At 67.5% G+C, this 17,309-nt stretch carries 9 protein-coding genes and 7 pseudogenes; 12 read left to right on the top strand and 4 right to left on the bottom strand.

Going from position 1 to position 17,309, the window contains the following annotated elements; translation table 11 throughout:
* Positions 1–51: 51 nt before the first annotated feature.
* A complete protein-coding gene (locus IPG65_RS10030; protein ID WP_293190048.1) occupies positions 52–1,341 on the bottom strand; it encodes an MFS transporter in 1,290 nt (429 codons plus the stop codon).
* Between the two features lie 239 nt (positions 1,342–1,580).
* Here IPG65_RS10030 and cyoA point away from each other — a divergent pair, with 239 nt between their 5' ends.
* The 5 genes and pseudogenes from cyoA to IPG65_RS10005 all read left to right on the top strand — a co-directional run bounded on the left by cyoA (position 1,581) and on the right by IPG65_RS10005 (position 6,581).
* Entirely contained in the window at positions 1,581–2,627 is a 1,047-nt protein-coding gene (gene cyoA / locus IPG65_RS10025; protein WP_293189053.1) for a ubiquinol oxidase subunit II, read from the top strand.
* A gap of 58 nt (positions 2,628–2,685) precedes the next feature.
* Positions 2,686–4,693, top strand: a pseudogene (gene cyoB, locus IPG65_RS10020) (cytochrome o ubiquinol oxidase subunit I).
* Positions 4,686–5,336, top strand: coding sequence for a cytochrome o ubiquinol oxidase subunit III (gene cyoC / locus IPG65_RS10015; RefSeq protein WP_293189052.1), 651 nt, complete (start codon positions 4,686–4,688; stop codon positions 5,334–5,336). The pseudogene cyoB and the gene cyoC overlap by 8 nt, the downstream one beginning before the upstream one ends.
* Positions 5,333–5,794: a cytochrome o ubiquinol oxidase subunit IV gene (gene cyoD / locus IPG65_RS10010; RefSeq protein ID WP_293189051.1), complete on the top strand. Its 462-nt coding sequence runs from the start codon at positions 5,333–5,335 to the stop codon at positions 5,792–5,794. Before cyoC ends, cyoD begins: the two co-directional genes overlap by 4 nt.
* 61 nt (positions 5,795–5,855) lie before the next feature.
* Positions 5,856–6,581, top strand: a complete 726-nt coding sequence (locus IPG65_RS10005) for an SURF1 family protein (RefSeq protein WP_293189050.1) — start codon at positions 5,856–5,858, stop codon at positions 6,579–6,581.
* A 123-nt stretch (positions 6,582–6,704) separates the two neighbouring features.
* Here IPG65_RS10005 and clpA read toward each other — a convergent pair whose 3' ends face one another.
* Positions 6,705–9,044, bottom strand: a complete 2,340-nt coding sequence (gene clpA, locus IPG65_RS10000; RefSeq protein ID WP_293189049.1) for an ATP-dependent Clp protease ATP-binding subunit ClpA — start codon at positions 9,042–9,044, stop codon at positions 6,705–6,707.
* Positions 9,045–9,169: 125 nt separating this feature from the next.
* Positions 9,170–9,550 (bottom strand): ATP-dependent Clp protease adapter ClpS, encoded by a 381-nt coding sequence (gene clpS / locus IPG65_RS09995; RefSeq protein WP_293189048.1) that lies wholly within the window; start codon positions 9,548–9,550, stop codon positions 9,170–9,172.
* A gap of 180 nt (positions 9,551–9,730) precedes the next feature.
* On the opposite strand from clpS, the gene IPG65_RS09990 reads away from it, so the two are divergent.
* From IPG65_RS09990 to IPG65_RS09980, 3 genes and pseudogenes are all read left to right on the top strand, one after another.
* On the top strand, positions 9,731–10,009 hold the full coding sequence (locus IPG65_RS09990) for a cold-shock protein (RefSeq protein WP_293189047.1): 279 nt from the start codon (positions 9,731–9,733) through the stop codon (positions 10,007–10,009).
* 271 nt (positions 10,010–10,280) lie between these two features.
* Positions 10,281–11,690 (top strand): annotated as a pseudogene (locus IPG65_RS09985) (IS701 family transposase).
* A gap of 22 nt (positions 11,691–11,712) precedes the next feature.
* A pseudogene (locus IPG65_RS09980) lies at positions 11,713–12,318 on the top strand (imelysin family protein); the annotation flags it as partial.
* Between the two features lie 187 nt (positions 12,319–12,505).
* Here the strand turns inward: IPG65_RS09980 and IPG65_RS09975 are convergent.
* Positions 12,506–13,376 (bottom strand): annotated as a pseudogene (locus IPG65_RS09975) (IS4 family transposase).
* Positions 13,377–13,454: 78 nt separating this feature from the next.
* Here IPG65_RS09975 and IPG65_RS09970 point away from each other — a divergent pair.
* The 4 genes and pseudogenes from IPG65_RS09970 to IPG65_RS09955 all read left to right on the top strand — a co-directional run.
* Positions 13,455–13,973, top strand: a pseudogene (locus IPG65_RS09970) (imelysin family protein); the annotation flags it as partial.
* Positions 13,974–14,005: 32 nt separating this feature from the next.
* A pseudogene (locus IPG65_RS09965) lies at positions 14,006–15,273 on the top strand (di-heme oxidoredictase family protein); the annotation flags it as partial.
* Between the two features lie 16 nt (positions 15,274–15,289).
* A pseudogene (locus IPG65_RS09960) lies at positions 15,290–16,123 on the top strand (imelysin family protein); the annotation flags it as partial.
* A complete protein-coding gene (locus IPG65_RS09955) occupies positions 16,107–17,237 on the top strand; it encodes a DUF1513 domain-containing protein (RefSeq protein ID WP_293189045.1) in 1,131 nt (376 codons plus the stop codon). The pseudogene IPG65_RS09960 and the gene IPG65_RS09955, both read left to right, overlap by 17 nt.
* Positions 17,238–17,309 lie beyond the last annotated feature (72 nt).

Below are 17,309 nucleotides of genomic sequence, written 5' to 3'. Positions count from 1 at the left end.
CCGTGCGGAGGAAAGTGCGGGACAGGAAGTGGGCGACGCCGGGCGACGAGCCTACTCGCGCGATGTGGCGCGCCCAACCCACAGCGCAATCAAGGTGCAGACCACACCGGAGAGCAGGTACAGCCCTGCGGCCACCGGCCCGAAGCGGGACGACAGCCCCAGCGCCACCAAGGGCGCGAAGGCCGCGCCGATCAGCCAGGCCACGTCGGTCGAGATCGCGGCGCCGGTATAGCGAAGACGCTTAGGCAGGTTGGACGTCACCACGCCCGAGGACTGGCCGTAGGACAACCCCAACAGGATGAAGCCGACGATGATGAAGGTTTTCTGTCCCGCCGCGCCAGCGCCGAGCAGCATGGGAATCACAAGACTGAAAACCCCGATCAGCACCGAAGCCGCCAGCAGGACGCCCGCCCGGCCGAAGCGGTCCGCGAGAACGCCCGAGAGCACGATGGCCACCGCCGCGCAGCAGGCGCCGACGATCTGCGTGCTCAGGACTTCGGCCACCGGCTGGTAGGAAAAAATCATGATCCAGGACAGCGGAAACACCGTGACCAGATGGAACAGCGCGAAGCTGGCCAGCGCGACGAAGGAATTGATCGCCACGTTGCCGCCTTCGGCATCCAGCAACTCGCGCACCCTGGCCGGCTCCAACTCGAGTTGTTCGAGCCTGGCGGCGTAGGTGGGATCGACGACCAGGCGCAAGCGCGCGAACAGCGCCACGACGTTGATGGCGAACGCCACGCAGAAGGGGTAGCGCCAGCCCCAGTCGAGAAACTCGGCCTCGGTGAGCGAGCTGTGGAAGTACGCGAACAGGGCGGCCGCCAGCACGAACCCGACGGGCGCGCCGAGCTGTCCGATCATGGCGTACCAGCCGCGTCGGTTCTCGGGGGCGGTCAAGGCCAACAGGGTGCGCAAGCCATCCCAGGAGCCGCCTTGCGCCAGACCCTGGCCGATGCGCAGCAGCACGAGGGCCCAGATCGCCAGTGCGCCCTGGCTCTCGTAGCTGGGCAGGAAGGCCATGCTCACGGTGCAGCTGCCAAGCAGGAACAGCGCGATCGTGAGCTTGAAGGCCAGCCCCCAGCGGCGCTGGATGGCCATGGACAAGGCGGTGCCGAAGGGACGGGCGATGAAGGCCAGGGAAAAGATGGCGAAGGCCATCAGCGTACCGTCGAGCCGAGACAGAAAGGGAAACAGCAGGGACGGAAACACCAGGACGCAGGCGATGCCGAATACGAAGAAATCGAAGTACTCGGAAGACCGGCCGATGATCACGCCGACGGCCACTTCGCCCGGAGTGATGTCATCGTGCGCGGAGCCTGCAGGAGCGCCATGATGACCCATGGACGAAGGCGGATAGCTGATGGTGCTCATGGGCAAATGGTACATGACGTGAGGAGGCGGCCTGTTCTACACTGATTTTTCGCACTTCGCAATAGTGGTTTCAGCGCCGAGCTTGATGCATACTAATTGCTCGCCACCATGAATCTGCCATTGGTTGACACTGATCCTTGACCATTGGTTGTTTCCACTCATCCGGCCCTAATCCTCAAAAGAAAAACGCGCCTCGACGCGTCTCCAGCATGCTGAAAACCAAGGAACTTCGTGGGCTTGCGTGGCTTGCGGCAGCCGTTTCGATGGCCAGTCTGACGGGCTGTGACAAAGCCGTCGTTTTGAATCCCGCAGGAGACATCGCCGCTCAGCAAGGGCAGTTGGTGGTCACCGCGACGGTGCTGATGCTCATCATCATCGTTCCGGTGATCCTGTTGACGCTGTTGTTCGCCTGGAAGTACCGGCAGTCGAACACCGAGGCCGAGTACGACCCCGACTGGCATCACTCGACGATGCTGGAGCTGGTGATCTGGACGGTGCCCCTGTTCATCGTCATTGCGCTGGGCGCGCTGACGTGGATCGGCACGCACAAGCTGGACGCCTACCGCCCCCTCGACCGCATCGACTCCGCCCGCTCCCTGCCAACCAACGTGGAGCCCCTGGAGGTGCAGGTGGTGGCCATGGACTGGAAGTGGCTGTTCTGCTATCCCGAGTACGGCGTCGCCACGGTGAATGAACTGGCCGCACCCGTGGATCGCCCCATCCTGTTCAAGCTGACGGCCACCTCGACGATGAATGCCTTCTACGTGCCCGACCTGGCCGGCATGATCTACGCCATGCCTGGCATGCAGACCCAGCTCAATGCCGTGGTCAACAAGCCCGGCGTGTTCCCCGGCATGGGTTCGCACTACAGCGGCGCCGGGTTCTCGGGCATGACGTTCAAGTTCCACGGCCTGAGCGACAGCGACTTCACCCACTGGGTGGAAAAAACCAAGGCCGAGGGCAAGCCCCTGGACCGCGCCACCTACCTGGCCCTGGCCAAGCCCAGCGAGCGCGATCCCGTCCAGCGCTTCTCGATCGTGGAAAAGGATCTGTACGACAAGGTGCTCAACCGTTGCGTCGAGGACGGCCAGATATGCATGCGCCAGATGATGGCCATCAATGCCATGGGCGGCGAAGCCTACGCGAAGGCCGTGGGCCTGAACCTGCCGCGGGACATGTGCTCGGCGGACAGCGGCCCGCTGGTACTGGCCCCCCTGGACGCGCGCGGTCTGCCAGGCGCCACCACCCTGCAATGAAATCGGCGATCGCGGCGAACGCCGGTCGGCAGCGCTCCACCTCCTGAGAGACTTGGATATGTCAGAACAAGCAGCTACCCTGTCCCATCCGCTTCTGGGTCGATTGACCTGGGACTCCATACCGATGGCGCACGAGCCGATCCTACTGTGGACCTTCGTCGCCGTGGTGCTGGGAGGCATCGTGATGGTGGCCGCCCTCACCAAGTTCCGCCTCTGGGGACCTCTCTGGCACGACTGGATCTGCAGCATCGATCACAAGAAGATCGGCATCATGTACATCATCCTGGGCATCGTGATGCTGCTGCGCGGCTTCTCCGACGCCATCATGATGCGGCTGCAACAGGCGATAGCCTTCGGCGACAACGTGGGCTACCTGCCGCCGCACCACTACGACCAAATCTTCACCGCCCACGGCGTGATCATGATCTTCTTCGTGGCCATGCCGCTGGTCACGGGCTTCATGAACTACCTCCTGCCGCTGCAGATTGGCGCGCGCGACGTGGCCTTCCCGTTCCTGAACAACTTCAGCTTCTGGATGACCACCTCCGGCGCCGTGCTGGTGATGCTATCGCTGTTCCTGGGAGAGTTCTCGACCTCGGGTTGGCTGGCGCTGTCCAACCTGGGAACACAAAACCCGGGCGTGGGGCTGGACTACTACATCTGGTCGCTGCAGATCGCGGGGGTGGGCACGACGCTGTCGGGCATCAACCTGATCGTCACCATCATCAAAATGCGCGCGCCCGGCATGACCCTCATGAAGATGCCCGTCTTCACCTGGACCGCCCTGTGCACCAACGCGCTGATCGTGGCCACCTTCCCGGTGCTGACAGCCGCGCTGGCGCTGATGTCGCTGGACCGCTACGCCGGCACCAACTTCTTCACGAACGACTTGGGCGGCAACGCCATGCTGTACGTGAACCTGATCTGGATCTGGGGCCACCCCGAGGTGTACATCCTGGTCCTGCCCGCCTTCGGCATCTTCTCCGAGGTGGTGGCGACCTTCTGCCGCAAGCGCCTGTTCGGCTACACCTCCATGGTGTACGCGACGGTGTGCATCACCATCCTGTCGTACTTGGTGTGGCTGCACCACTTCTTCACCATGGGTTCGGGCGCCAGCGTGAACACCTTCTTCGGCATCACGACGATGATCATCTCGATCCCGACGGGCGCCAAGATTTTCAACTGGCTGTTCACCATGTACAAGGGCCGCATCCGCTTCGAGCTGCCCATGATGTGGACGGTGGCCTTCATGGTGACCTTCGCCATCGGCGGCATGACCGGCGTGCTGCTGGCCGTGCCCCCGGCCGACTTCGTGCTGCACAACAGCCTCTTTCTGATCGCGCACTTCCACAACGTGATCATCGGCGGCGTGGTGTTCGGCCTGTTCGCGGGCATCAATTTCTGGTATCCCAAGGCCTTCGGCTACAAGCTCGACGAGTTCTGGGGCAAGTGCTCGTTCTGGTGCTGGCTGATCGGGTTCTGGGTCGCCTTCACGCCCCTGTACATCCTGGGCCTGATGGGCATCACCCGCCGCGTCAGCCACTTCGAGGACCCCATCCCTGCAGATCTGGTTCGTGGTCGCCGCCGCCGGCGCCGGCATCGTCGCGCTGGGCATCGCCAGCTTCCTGATCCAGATCGTGGTGAGCTACCTGCGGCGCGACCAGTTGCGCGACGCCACGGGCGATCCCTGGGACGGCCGCACGCTGGAATGGGCGACCTCCTCGCCCCCGCCCCAGTACAACTTCGCCTTCACGCCCGTGGTGCACGAGATCGACGCCTGGTGGGACATGAAGAAGCACGGCTACCAGCGTCCGCTCACCGGCTTCCAGCCCATCCACATGCCGGCCAACACCGCCGCCGGCGTGGTGATCTCGGGACTCTCGCTGGTGCTGGGCTTCGCGCTGATCTGGCACATGTGGCCGCTGGCCGCGGCATCGTTCGCGGCGATGATCCTGGCCGCCATCATCCATACCTTCAACTACAAGCGCGACTACCACATCCCGGCCGTCCAAGTGACGGACACCGAGAACCTGCGCACACAACAACTGCTGGCCAGCCATGTCTGACATCCGCTACCAAGCCGCTGCCACGGGCGGCACCATGAGCGCCGCGCTGCCGGCGCGCGAATTCCACCTCGCGCACGAACCCCATCCCGAGAACGGCACCGCCCTGGGTTTCTGGCTCTACCTGATGAGCGACTGCCTCATCTTCGCGGCGCTGTTCGCCACCTACGGCGTGCTGGGCCGCAGCTACGCGGCCGGCCCCACCGGCGCGCAGTTGTTCGACCTGACGCTGGTGGCCCTCAACACCGCGTTCCTGCTGATGTCGTCCATCACCTTCGGCTTCGCCATGCTGTCCAAGCAGAGGATGAAGGTGCGCGCCACGCTGGGCTGGCTGCTGGTCACGGGCCTGTTCGGCCTGTGCTTCCTGGCGCTGGAGCTGTACGAGTTCGCGCACCTGATCCATCAGGGCGCGGGACCGCAGCGCAGCGCCTTCCTCTCGGCCTTCTTCACGCTGGTGGGCACCCACGGGCTGCACGTCACCTTCGGCCTGATCTGGCTCGTGGTGCTGATGCTGCAGATCAGCAAGCACGGCTTGATCCGCGAGAACAAGCGACGCCTGATGTGCCTGTCCATGTTCTGGCACTTCCTGGATGTGGTCTGGATCGGCGTCTTCACCTTCGTGTACCTGATGGGAGTGCTGCAATGAGCGCGCAAGATGTTCACGGGGGCGCGGCCCACGGGCACGACGATCATCACCACGATGACGGCCCGCACAGCACGGTTTCGGCCTACATCATCGGCTTCTTCCTGTCGGTCGTCCTGACGGCGATCCCCTTCTGGCTGGTCATGGCCAAGGTCATCGACGACCGCGGCACCGCCGTGCTGGCGCTCGGCAGCTTCGCCGTGGTGCAGATCCTGGTGCACATGGTCTGCTTCCTGCACATGAACGGCAAGGCGGAAGGCGGCTGGACCCTGCTGTCCACCATCTTCTCCATTGTCTTCGTGGCCGTCACCATCGCCGGCACCTTGTGGGTCATGCTCCACATGAACACGCTCATGATGCCAGGCCACGGCGAGCACGCGGCGGCGGCCGCAGAGAGGACGCCCGCCGCTGCCGAGACGCCTGCGGCGCGGCAGGGCTATGGCGGCGCGGCCACGAACTGAACCCGCGCACCCTCTCGAGCAGGCGCGTCCGCACTCCCGCCTGACCCGGGCGGTGCTCGCGATGGCGGGCGTCGCCTTGTTCATCGGGTTCGTCGCACTGGGAACCTGGCAGGTACAGCGCCGCGCCTGGAAGCTGGCTCTGATCGAAAGGGTGGAGCAGCGTCTTCACCTGGCGCCCGTGCCGCTGGCGGACGTTGGCCCGTGGACCGCCGTCAACGCCGCGCGGCACGAGTACCTGCCGGTCCGGACGAACGGCCGCCTGATCACCGACAAGACGCTGCTGGCCCAGGCGGCCACCGAACTGGGCGCCGGCTTCTGGGTCATGACGCCGCTGCGGCTGCCCGACGGGTCACATGTCTGGATCAACCGCGGCTTCGTGGCCGCGTCGGCACGCAAGGACTGGGTCACGCCCCAGACGTCCGCGGCGAACGTGGACGTCACGATCACGGGTCTGCTGCGCATGAGCGAGCCCGAGGGCGGCTTCCTGCGCCACAACGATGCGCAGGCCCAGCGCTGGCACTCGCGGGATGTGCAGGCCATGTCGGAGACACAGGGGTTGGCGCCTGCGGCGCCTTTCTTCATCGACGCCGGCCTGCCTGGCCAACATTCCACGCCGCTCGCGGGGGAAGTACGGGCCAGCGCGGCCGACGGCCCCCGCCCCGGCATGACCGTGGTGCGCTTCCACAACAGTCATGCCGTCTATGCCCTGACGTGGTATGGCCTGGCGCTGATGGTGGCGGGCGCCGCCTGGGTGGTGGTGCGGTCCGAACGTCGGCGGCCTGGCTAGAGAATCGGAATTCAAGCCAAATCGGCTTGCAGCCCGCACCAATTAATCTCCAATAGCTATACAAATAATAGCAAAAAGGCTGACTGCTTTCGCAACCAGCCTTTTTCGTGACGGCCTGAGCCTTCAGTCCGCCGCGACTTCCTCTTCCGGCTCCGCCGGCTCGGAGCCCTTGGCACGCTCCCTCCTGGGCAGCGGGGCGATGTCGAGCAGCACCTCGCCCGACTCCTGCAGGTCCACCGTCAGGCGTCCGCCGTCGGTCAGGCGGCCGAACAGCAGTTCGTCGGCCAGCGCGCGACGGATGGTGTCCTGGATCAGGCGCTGCATCGGCCGCGCGCCCATCAGCGGATCGAAGCCCTTCTTGGCCAAGTGCTTGCGCAGCGTGTCGGTGAAGGTGACCTCCACCTTCTTCTCGGCCAGTTGCTGCTCCAGCTGCAGCAGGAACTTGTCCACCACGCGCAGGATGACCTGCTCGTCCAGCGGCTTGAAGCTGACGATGGCGTCGAGCCGGTTGCGAAACTCGGGCGTGAACAGGCGCTTGATGTCGGCCATCTCGTCGCCCGCCTGGCGCGGATTGGTGAAGCCGATGGTGGCCTTGTTCATGGTCTCGGCGCCCGCGTTGGTCGTCATGATGATGATGACGTTGCGGAAGTCGGCCTTGCGCCCGTTGTTGTCCGTCAGCGTGCCGTGGTCCATCACCTGCAGCAGCACGTTGAAGATGTCCGGGTGCGCCTTCTCGATCTCGTCGAGCAGCAGCACGCAGTGCGGCTTCTTGGTGATGGCCTCGGTCAGCAGGCCGCCCTGGTCGAAGCCGACGTAGCCCGGAGGCGCGCCGATCAGGCGGCTGACCGCATGGCGCTCCATGTACTCCGACATGTCGAAGCGGATCAGGTCCACGCCCATGATGTAGGCGAGCTGCTTGGCGGCCTCGGTCTTGCCGACGCCAGTGGGACCGCTGAACAGAAAGCTGCCGATCGGCTTGTCGCCCTTGCCCAGGCCCGAACGCGCCATCTTGACGGCGGCGGCCAGCACGTCGAGCGCCTTGTCCTGGCCGAACACCACGCTCTTGAGGTCGCGCTCGAGCGTCTGCAGCTTGCTGCGGTCGTCGTGGCTGACGTTGGCCGGCGGAATGCGGGCGATCTTGGCGACGATCTCCTCGATCTCGTGCTTGCCGATGGTCTTCTTGCGCTTGCTGGCCGCGGCGATGCGTTGCGCCGCGCCGGCCTCGTCGATGACGTCGATGGCCTTGTCGGGCAGGTGGCGGTCGGTGATGTACTTCGCCGACAGCTCGGCGGCGGCCTGCAGCGCGCCCAGCGCGTACTTCACGCTGTGGTGCTCCTCGAAGCGGCTCTTGAGGCCCTTGAGGATCTCGATGGTCTCGGGTACCGTGGGCTCGACCACGTCGACCTTCTGGAAGCGCCGCGACAGCGCCGCGTCCTTCTCGAAGATGCCGCGGTACTCGGTGAAGGTGGTGGCGCCGATGCACTTGAGCTGGCCGCTGGACAGCGCCGGCTTGAGCAGGTTGCTGGCGTCCAGCGTGCCGCCCGAGGCGGCGCCCGCCCCGATCAGCGTGTGGATCTCGTCGATGAACAGGATCGCGCCTGGCTTGTCCTTCAGATTCTTGAGCACGCCTTTCAGCCGCTGCTCGAAGTCGCCGCGGTACTTGGTGCCGGCCAGCAGCGCGCCCATGTCGAGCGCGTAGACAACGGCGCCTTCCAGCACCTCGGGCACGGTGCCCTCGGTGATGCGCCAAGCCAGGCCTTCGGCGATCGCCGTCTTGCCCACGCCGGCCTCACCCACCAGCAGCGGGTTGTTCTTGCGCCGGCGGCACAGGATCTGGATGGTGCGCTCGACCTCGTAGTCGCGGCCGATCAGCGGGTCGATCTTGCCGTCCTTGGCCGCCTGGTTCAGGTTCTGGGTGAACTGCTCCAGCGGCGAGGCCTTCTCGCTCTTCTCGGCGCCGCCCTCCTCGCCTTCGGCCCCGCCCCCAGCTTGGCCCTCGGCCGGCTTGGCGGCCTCGGGCGGGTCGCTCTTGCGGATGCCATGGGCGATGAAGTTGACCACGTCCAAGCGCGTCACGCCCTGCTGGTGCAGGTAGTAGACGGCGTGCGAGTCCTTTTCGCCGAAGATGGCGACCAGCACGTTGGCGCCGGTCACCTCCTTCTTCCCGTTGCCGGTGGACTGCACGTGCATGATGGCGCGCTGGATGACGCGCTGGAACCCCAGCGTGGGCTGGGTGTCCACGTCGTCCGTGCCCGCCACCTGCGGGGTGTTGTCCTTGATGAAGTTGGTCAGCGACTTGCGCAGGTCGTCGATGTTGGCTGAGCAAGCGCGCAACACCTCCGCGGCGCTGGGGTTGTCCAGCAGGGCGAGCAGCAGGTGCTCCACGGTGATGAACTCGTGGCGCTGCTGCCGGGCCTCGACGAAGGCCATGTGGAGGCTGACTTCCAGTTCCTGGGCGATCATGATGTGTTTCCTTTGCGCCTTGGCTTACGTTACGACAGTCTGAAGGCTTTCAGCACCGCAGATGAGGGAAGTTCGGTGATATTCAACATTCAACGCCATGGGCCTTGGCCTTGTGGACAACCGGCCTATTCGATCGGCTCGCTGACGCACTGCAGCGGGTGGCCGGCCTGCCGCGCCGCGTCCAGCACCTGGTCCACCTTGGTGGCGGCCACGTCGCGGGTGTAGACGCCGCACACGGCTTTGCCGTCGAGGTGGATCTTCAGCATGATCTGGGTGGCGGTCTCCCGGTCCTTGCTGAAGAACTCCTGGATCACCACCACCACGAATTCCATGGGGGTGTAGTCGTCGTTGAGCATCACCACCTGGTGCATCTGCGGCGGCTTGACCTTCTTGGGAACCCGTTCGAGCACGACCTCGCCGCCACCGTCCTCCTGGGGCCGCTGCGGCGCGGTGGTGCCCGGGATGAGCGGGGGAGAAGTCGGTTGGGAAGTGGCCATGAAATCCATTCTATCGGCCCGTCCGCCGGCAAGCGGCCGGCGCCGGACAGCCCGGATATCGGGCCGATGATGGCCGGTGCAAGAGGCCGCCGACGCCATCTCCCTCGGGCGAGCCATGATTGACAAGCCTCGCGCGCCTGCCGCACACTGCGCGGCAGCAGGACGGAAGTTACAAAAGAGGAGACATCGATGCCCAACGGAAGAGTCAAGTGGTTCAACGACCTCAAGGGGTTCGGCTTCATCGAGCCCGAAGACGGCGGCCCCGACGTCTTCGCCCACTTCTCCGCCATCACCATGGACGGCTTCAAGACGCTGAAGGAGGGCGCGCTCGTCAGCTACGAGGTCAGCCAAGGTCCCAAGGGGCTGCTGGCCCAGAACATCCGCACCGCCGAGCCCGATCCAGCGGCCCTGCCCGCCCAAGGTTACGCAGCCCCCATGGCGGGCGAGCCGCCCCCGATGGCGGCCTGAGTCCCCATTCCACCTCCTCCCAAAACCCAGCCCGGGCCTCCAGCGACCGGGCTTGTTTTTTTGTGCGCCGGGTTCGGCTCGCGACCCCAAAAACAATGCGGATGAGAATCAATTTCATTTAGTTAGAATCGGGGGTAGCTTCCAGCGCGCAGCGGGGGCGGCATCAGCGTCTGCAGAGGAGTTATCCCCCATGCGTCTTAGTCTTACTGTGTTAGTAATTTGAACAAATTCAAGGCATTATGCGCACATCTTCGAGCAGGAGGTGAGCCTTATGAAGGATCTGCAGGAATTTGAGCGCTACATGGCGCATCTGGGCGAGGGACTGGGCCATGCCGACCGGCAGGGTGGACTGCGTGGGTATTGCACCGGGCTGATGGCCCCGCTCAAGCGCAAGAGCGTGGAGCCGATGGCCGCGCACCTGGCGCCCTCGGCCACGCGCTCGCGCCATCAGTCGTTGCACCACTTCGTGGCCGACTCGGCCTGGTCGGACGAGCAGATGCTGCTGCGCGTGGCGCAATGGGTGGTGCCGGCGATGGATTTTTCCGATGGCGGCTGGTGGATCGTGGACGACACCGGCTTTCCCAAGCAAGGCCGGCATTCGGTGGGCGTGGCCCGCCAGTACTGCGGCATGCTGGGCAAACAGGACAACTGCCAGGTGGCCGTCAGCGTCAGTCTGGCCTGCCAGGCGGGCAGCCTGCCGGTCGCCTGTCAGCTGTACCTGCCCCAGGAGTGGGCCGATGACCCGCAGCGGCGCAAGAAGGCCGGTGTTCCGCAAGGCCTGGAGTTCGCCACCAAGCCGGCGATTGCGCTGGCGCAGATCGAGCACCTGATGGCGCAGGGTGCGCCCAGGCACTGCGTGCTGGCCGATGCTGGCTACGGCGTGGACACGGCGTTTCGCGAGCGCCTCGGCCAGATGGGTCTGGCGTACGCAGTGGGCGTGACAGGCCAGGTGACGGTGTGGCCCCCCGGGCATGCGCCGCTGCCGCCCAAGCCGTACAGCGGCCGGGGCCACGTGCCCACCCGGCTGCGGCGGGGTGACGTCCGGCACGAGCAGCCCCTGTCGGTCAAGGAAGTGGCCTTCGGGTTGGCAGCCGATCAATGGCAGAACATCGAATGGCGAGAAGGCACGAACTTCACGCTGCGCTCGCGCTTTGCCCGCGTGCGCGTGCGGGCGGCCCATCGTGAGCACCTGCGCACCGAGCAGCGACCCGAGGAGTGGCTGCTCATCGAGTGGCCAGAAGGCCACAAGGAGCCAATGAAATACTGGCTGTCCACGCTGGATGAGGATGTGCTGCTTGAGCGCATGGTCTACGAGGCCAAGATGCGCTGGCGCATCGAGCGCGACTACCAGGATCTCAAGCAGGAGCTGGGACTGGGGCACTACGAAGGCCGGGGCTGGCGGGGGTTCCATCACCACGCCAGCCTGAGCATCGCGGCCTGGCTTCCTGACGGCCCAGCAACTGCGCCATCCCGAGGGTGCGGGTAAAAAAACGCTGCACGAAGCCAAGAACCTGCCCTACCCACGCATTACAAGCCTCGCGGCAGCCCCGCGCACGCAGCGCCACGTCCCATCGTCCATCACGACTTTGCGGCTGCGTATCGCCGCAGCCTTGCTCAAGACGCTGCCCAGGTGTCCGTGCTGCCTGCGGGCAAACGCAAGACTACGCTTGTAACACAGTAATATTAGCCCCATCCTGGTCGCCCTGGCCCTCGGCGCGCCCTGCGCCGCGACGGCGCAGCAGTCGGCGACCGCTGCCAGCGTGGCGCAGCACTACGCTCAACTGGTGCATGCCAGCCATGAAGACGCCCTGGCGGCGGCCAAGGACATGCAGGCCGCCATCCATGCCTTTCTGGCGGCCCCCTCGGCCCTGACCCTGGGCATGGCGCGCGAGCGCTGGCTGGCCGCGCGCGAGTTCTACGGGCAGACCGAGGCGTTCCGCTTCTACGGCGGCCCCATCGATGACGACCACGGCCCCGAGGGGCGCCTGAATGCCTGGCCGCTGGACGAGTCCTACGTGGACCACGTGCAGGGCAAGCCGCAGTCCGGGTTCATCGGCGACGCCAAATCCAGGATCACCAAGGCCAACATCGCCAAGTCCAACGAGCGCGGCGGCGAAGAGAACGTCAGCGCGGGCTGGCATGCCATCGAGTTCCTGCTGTGGGGCCAGGACCTGAGCGAAACCGGCCCCGGCAACCGCTCGTTCGAGGACTACGTCGATGGCAAGGCGCCCCATGCCAACCGCCGCCGCCAGTACCTGCGGGTGGTGACGGAGTTGCTCATGGACGACCTCGGCGCCCTGGTCAAGGCCCAATACTGTTCAGATACGCAGCACTGGCGTGGGCTGATGTCGCTGGTGGAGCAACGCGCCGCGATGGCGGACGGTGAAGCTGCTCATCTTGCGCTTGACTCCGCGCGGGTTGAGGCGTCCGCGGCTACTAACGCAGCGACCACGGGCAATCTCGGCCAGCAGGGACTCACGCCAGCTTTCGAGGCGCTCAGGGGGGAACGGCCGCGGCTTGCGGCATCTTGCGTTTGATCACGCGCGCCGCGTGGCTGAAGCTCAGGCGATCCGGGTCGAGTGCGCGCTGCCAAGCCGCTTGTGCCATGAGTTGGCGGATGGCGAAGTGCGCCAGCAGCAGCCCCCACGGTTCCTGCTTCACCAGATCGGGCGTCTTGCTGCGCAGCACGGTGCTGCTGGCGCGCAGGTGCGTCTTGAACTCATCGAACACACCCTCGATCTCCCAGCGCTCGTGGTACAGCGCCGCCAATTCTTGGCCGGGCGCCTGCTCGGGGTCGAGCAAAGTGGTCACCAGGCGGTAGCTGTCCTTTGTGGGGACGGCCAAGTCGCGCAGCGTGTACTCGATGACGCGCACCGTGCGGCCATGCCGCCGGGCGCTGTCTTCACTGTCGAAGACGGTGCTCAGGTACGAGCCATCGGGCAGGACCTGCTGCGCCGCCAGCTTGATGTTGGAACTCACGCGCCACAGCAGCGTGGCGCCGCTGTCGCAAGCGAGCGCCCAGAGCTTGAAGCTGTAGAAGCCCCGGTCGGCCATTACCAACATGTCCTTGCGCAGCCAGCCCGGCAGCAGTTCCGTGGCCATCGCCTTCTCGCTGCGTGCGTACGCGGCGATTCCGGCAGCCACGATGGCGTGCGTGCCGCACTCGACCAGGCCGAGCAGGCGCGCCTGCGGGAAGGCGCTCTGGCCGCGTACGGCTGTGGGGTAGCCGATTGCGCTGACTGCCTCGCCCTGTCTCGGCCAGCACCTCGTCGATCAGAGGCCTCGAACACACGCTTGCCAGTACACCTGTGCTGATCAGGTGGGCGACATCGACCTGGTGCGGCAGTACCTTGCGCGTTCTTGCCATCGGCTCCGTCCTCCATGGATTGGATGGAGCCGAATTATGCTGGCCATTTGTCTATCTGAACAGTATTGGCTCTAGGCCTGGGCCCCCGGCGCCCGCAACTACCGCGCGCGCTTTGCCCACGGCGGCCAGGAATCGGTCCGCAAGATCATCGTCGGGCTGGGTTCGCTCTCGCGCGGCGAACTGGCCGGCGAGCGGATGGAAGTGGCGCTCGCGTCCCAGGACCAGGAAGACGAGCACTCCTGCTTTTCCGACAACACGCACCGCGACATCGTGACCAATGCGCTGGGCCTGCGCAACGTGTGGCTGGGGCAGTACAAACGCCGCGACGGCAGCACCCTGAGCGGCCCGGCCGTGCGCGACCTGGTGGCCGCCAGCGACGCGCCGCTGGCCGGCAGGACCACGGCCCAGCTGGAGGCGTCCCTGAAGGCCGCCGAGGCCATCCAGCCCCCGTTTGACCGCGAAATCGTGGGCGGCAGGGACGCCCCGGGCCGCCAGCGCGTGCAGGCCGCCATCGACAGCCTGGTCGCGCAGTCCAAGCTGCTGGTGGAATCCGCCAACGCCATCGGCATCACCAAGCTCACCCTGGTGCAGCCGTGACGGCGCAGCGCAGGCTGGCGGCCCTGGCCTTCCTGCTGACCGCCACGGCGGGCACGGGCGCCTGGCTGCAGGCCGCACCGCCCGACGACCCGCTGGGCGTGCAGACCGGCGGCGCCACCACCGTGGAGGCGACGGGAAAGAATGCGTTCTCCTTCCCGTTCGTCAACCTGAGCGACGAAGAGCGCACGCGCTTTGCCATCGGCAACTCCTTCTTCCGGCGCAACTGGGTCGAGGCGCCGGCCTCCACCATCGCGCGCGATGGTCTGGGCCCGCATTTCATCGCCCGCTCCTGCGCGGGCTGCCACGTGCAGGACGGACGCGGCGCCCCGCCCGACTGGAGGCGCTACCCTGGGGCCGGACCCCGAGCCCGCCGTGGCCCTGCTGATGCGCCTGTCGGCGCCCGGCCCGGCCGACGCCCAGCTGGGCGTGCGCCCCGATCCCGTGTACGGCGACCAGTTCAACACCGCCGCCGTGCAGGGTGTCAGGCCCGAGGGCCGCGTGGAGATCCGCAGCCGCGCGCTACACGCTGCGCCAGCCGCTCTACACGCTGGCCAGCCTGGGTTACGGCCCGCTGGCCCCGGGCGCCATGGTCAGCCCCCGCATCGCGCCGCAACTGGCCGGCGTCGGCCTGCTGGAGGCCATCGCCGAGGCCGACATCCAGGCCAATGCCGCCGCGCAGGCCGCGTCGCCCGACCCCATCAAGGGGCATCCCAACCGCGCCTGGGACGCCGTGGCCGGCGCCGAGCGCATCGGCCGCTTTGGCTGGAAGGCCAACGTCGCGCACCAGACCGCCGGCGCCTTCTTGGGCGACATGGGCATCACCAGCCGCCTGTTCCCGCACGAGGCCTGCACCCCCGCGCAGACCGACTGCCTGGCCGCCCCGCACGGTGGCGGCAAGCGCACCGGCGGCGTGGGCATCGTGGCGGCGGCCCAGGCCAGCGCCGCGCGGCCGGAGATCGACGACGCCACCTTCGACGACGTGGTCTTCTACCAAGCCACCCTGGCCCCGGCCGCGCGCCGCCGCGCCGACGACCCGCAGGTGCTGCGCGGCCAGGCGCTGTTCGCCCAAGTCCAATGCGCTGCCTGCCACCGACCCAGCTACGTCACCCCGGGCGCGCCCTTCCCTCGGCTGGCCAGCCCGGTCGCGGCTGGCCAGCGCATCTGGCCCTACACCGACCTGCTGCTGCACGACATGGGGCCGGACCTGGCTGATGGCCGCCCCGACTTCCTGGCCAGCGGACGGCAGTGGAAAACCCCGCCGCTGTGGGGCATCGGCCTGATCCGCGACGTCAACGGCCACCACGCAGGCGACGCCGCGCCTGGAGGCCGCGCGCGCCGCCTGGGTGCAGGCCGTGCGGGACTGGGATCTCTACGCCGGCGTGCCCCTGGGGGCGCTGATCGAGCGCCGCTCGCTGCGCCAGATCGACTTCGCTCCCGCGCGGCCCGCCCTGATCCGCCGCGCCGTCGGCCAGGCGCCCGCCGGCAGCGCCGACATGGAGCGCATCGGCACCCCGGCCAAGGGGCTGCCGGCGCTCGAATGGCTGCTGTGGCAGGCCCCCCTGAAGCTCGCCACGCCCGAATGCGCCTACGCCGTCCAGGTGGCGGCCGACATCGACCGCGAGGCGACCCAGCTCCAGCGCGACGCCGACGCCGCAGCCGCGCGCGAGGCCACGCCCGAGGAGGCGACCGCCGCCTTCGCCGAACTGCTGAACCAATGGGTGGGCAGCAGCGAGCGGCTGCGTTGGGCCGACCTCGACAAGCCCCGCCGCGAAGCCGCCAGCCGGGGCGAGAAAGACACGCCGCCCGCGTGGCCGCGCGCCCTGAGCGGGCAGACCTCCGCCGCCTGGGCCGCGCACTGGCAGGCCCTCGCGCGGCTGGCTGCCATGGCGGGGTCGGCGGCCCCGGCACCCGGCGCCGTCCTGGTCACGCTGGAGGCCTACCTGCGCGGGCGCGGCCTGATCGCGCTGGCCGACCGCTGGGCCGCGCGCGTCGCCGCCACCGGTGCGGCGGTGGACGCCATCGACCCGGCCCGGCCCGCCACGCTCGACCAGGCCGTGCGCGAACTGACGCAGACCAAGCGGCTGGCCGAGGACGAAGTGGCCGCCGCGCTCGACGTACGCATGGGCTTTTCCGATGCCGATGGCGACTGACCCGCTGCGCCGCCGCCTGCTGGCCGCCCTACCGCCGGCCCTGTGCGCGCCCGCGGACACAGCAGCGCCGCAAACCCCGGCCCGACTGGCCGCCACCTGGGCCAGCGGCGTCGACGGTAGCTACCACGCCGGGCTTTCGCTACAAAATAAAGAGCATTTACCGAAGCATGGACACGGGCTGGAGGCCAAAAACACCATTGAACTACCCACCCGCGCCCACGCCCTGCTGGCGGGGCCGGACGGCGCCCTCTTGGTCGTCGCGCGCCGCCCCGGCGACTGGCTGCTGCGCTGGCGTCCCGGCGCCGCAGCCGAGCCGCAATGGGCCTGGGCGGCGCCCGAGCGCGCCTTCAACGGCCATGCCCTCTGGAGCGCCGACGGCACGCGCCTGTTCACCACCGAGACAGACCTGGGCAGCGGCGCGGGTCTGGTCGGCGTGCGCGACGCGCGCACCCTGGACCTGCTGGCCGAATGGCCCACGCACGGCATCGACCCGCACGAGCTGCTGCTGGACGCCGGCGGCCAGCTCATCGTCGCCAACGGCGGCGTCCCCACCCGGCCGGAAACCGGCCGCGCCAAGGGCGACCTGGGCCGCATGGATTCGTCCCTGGTGCGCCTGCACGCCGCCACCGGCCGGCGCCTGGGCCAATGGCGCCTGCCCGACCCCCGCCTCAGCCTGCGCCACTTGGCGCGCATCGAGGTGGACGGCAAGCCCCGCATCGGCATCGCCCTGCAGGCCGAGCACGGCGATGCGGCCGCGCGCACCGCCGCCCCGGTGCTGGCGCTGTTCGACGGCGAGGGGCTGCGCAGCGTGGCCGCGCCCGAGCCCCTGGCCGGCTACGGCGGCTCCATCGCCGCTTGTGCCGGCGCGCTGTGGGTGAGCTGCCCGCGCGTGAACGGGGTGGCGCGCTTCGACGCCCAGGGACGCTGGCAGGGCCTGGTGCCGCTGCCCGAGGCCTGCGCCCTGGCGCCCGAAAGCCAGGGCCGGCGGCTGTGGATCGGCGGGCTGGAATGCGCCGCCCGCCACGATGGCGCGCGGCCCGCCGCCTTCCGCGCGGTGGGGCCGCGGCTGGACAACCATTGGCTCTGGTGGCCGCACGGCCCGGCGGACGCCTGATTCCGGGCATCCTTGAAGATGAAAACAACTCTTATTTGTAATTCAAGACTTCGTGTTCTCCAAGCGAAGCGC

The sequence above is a fragment of the Ottowia sp. genome (assembly GCF_016703145.1).
Lineage (GTDB): Bacteria > Pseudomonadota > Gammaproteobacteria > Burkholderiales > Burkholderiaceae_C > Ottowia.
Note: the sequence above shows the minus strand (reverse complement) of the source record. Positions and strands in the feature narration are given on the sequence as shown.

Coding starts and splice junctions, on each gene's coding strand:
- IPG65_RS10030 (WP_293190048.1), bottom strand. CDS start 1,341: ATGGGTCATCATGGCGCTCCTGCAGGCTCCGCGCACGATGACATCACT.
- cyoA (WP_293189053.1), top strand. CDS start 1,581: ATGCTGAAAACCAAGGAACTTCGTGGGCTTGCGTGGCTTGCGGCAGCC.
- cyoC (WP_293189052.1), top strand. CDS start 4,686: ATGTCTGACATCCGCTACCAAGCCGCTGCCACGGGCGGCACCATGAGC.
- cyoD (WP_293189051.1), top strand. CDS start 5,333: ATGAGCGCGCAAGATGTTCACGGGGGCGCGGCCCACGGGCACGACGAT.
- IPG65_RS10005 (WP_293189050.1), top strand. CDS start 5,856: ATGGCGGGCGTCGCCTTGTTCATCGGGTTCGTCGCACTGGGAACCTGG.
- clpA (WP_293189049.1), bottom strand. CDS start 9,044: ATGATCGCCCAGGAACTGGAAGTCAGCCTCCACATGGCCTTCGTCGAG.
- clpS (WP_293189048.1), bottom strand. CDS start 9,550: ATGGATTTCATGGCCACTTCCCAACCGACTTCTCCCCCGCTCATCCCG.
- IPG65_RS09990 (WP_293189047.1), top strand. CDS start 9,731: ATGCCCAACGGAAGAGTCAAGTGGTTCAACGACCTCAAGGGGTTCGGC.
- IPG65_RS09955 (WP_293189045.1), top strand. CDS start 16,107: ATGCCGATGGCGACTGACCCGCTGCGCCGCCGCCTGCTGGCCGCCCTA.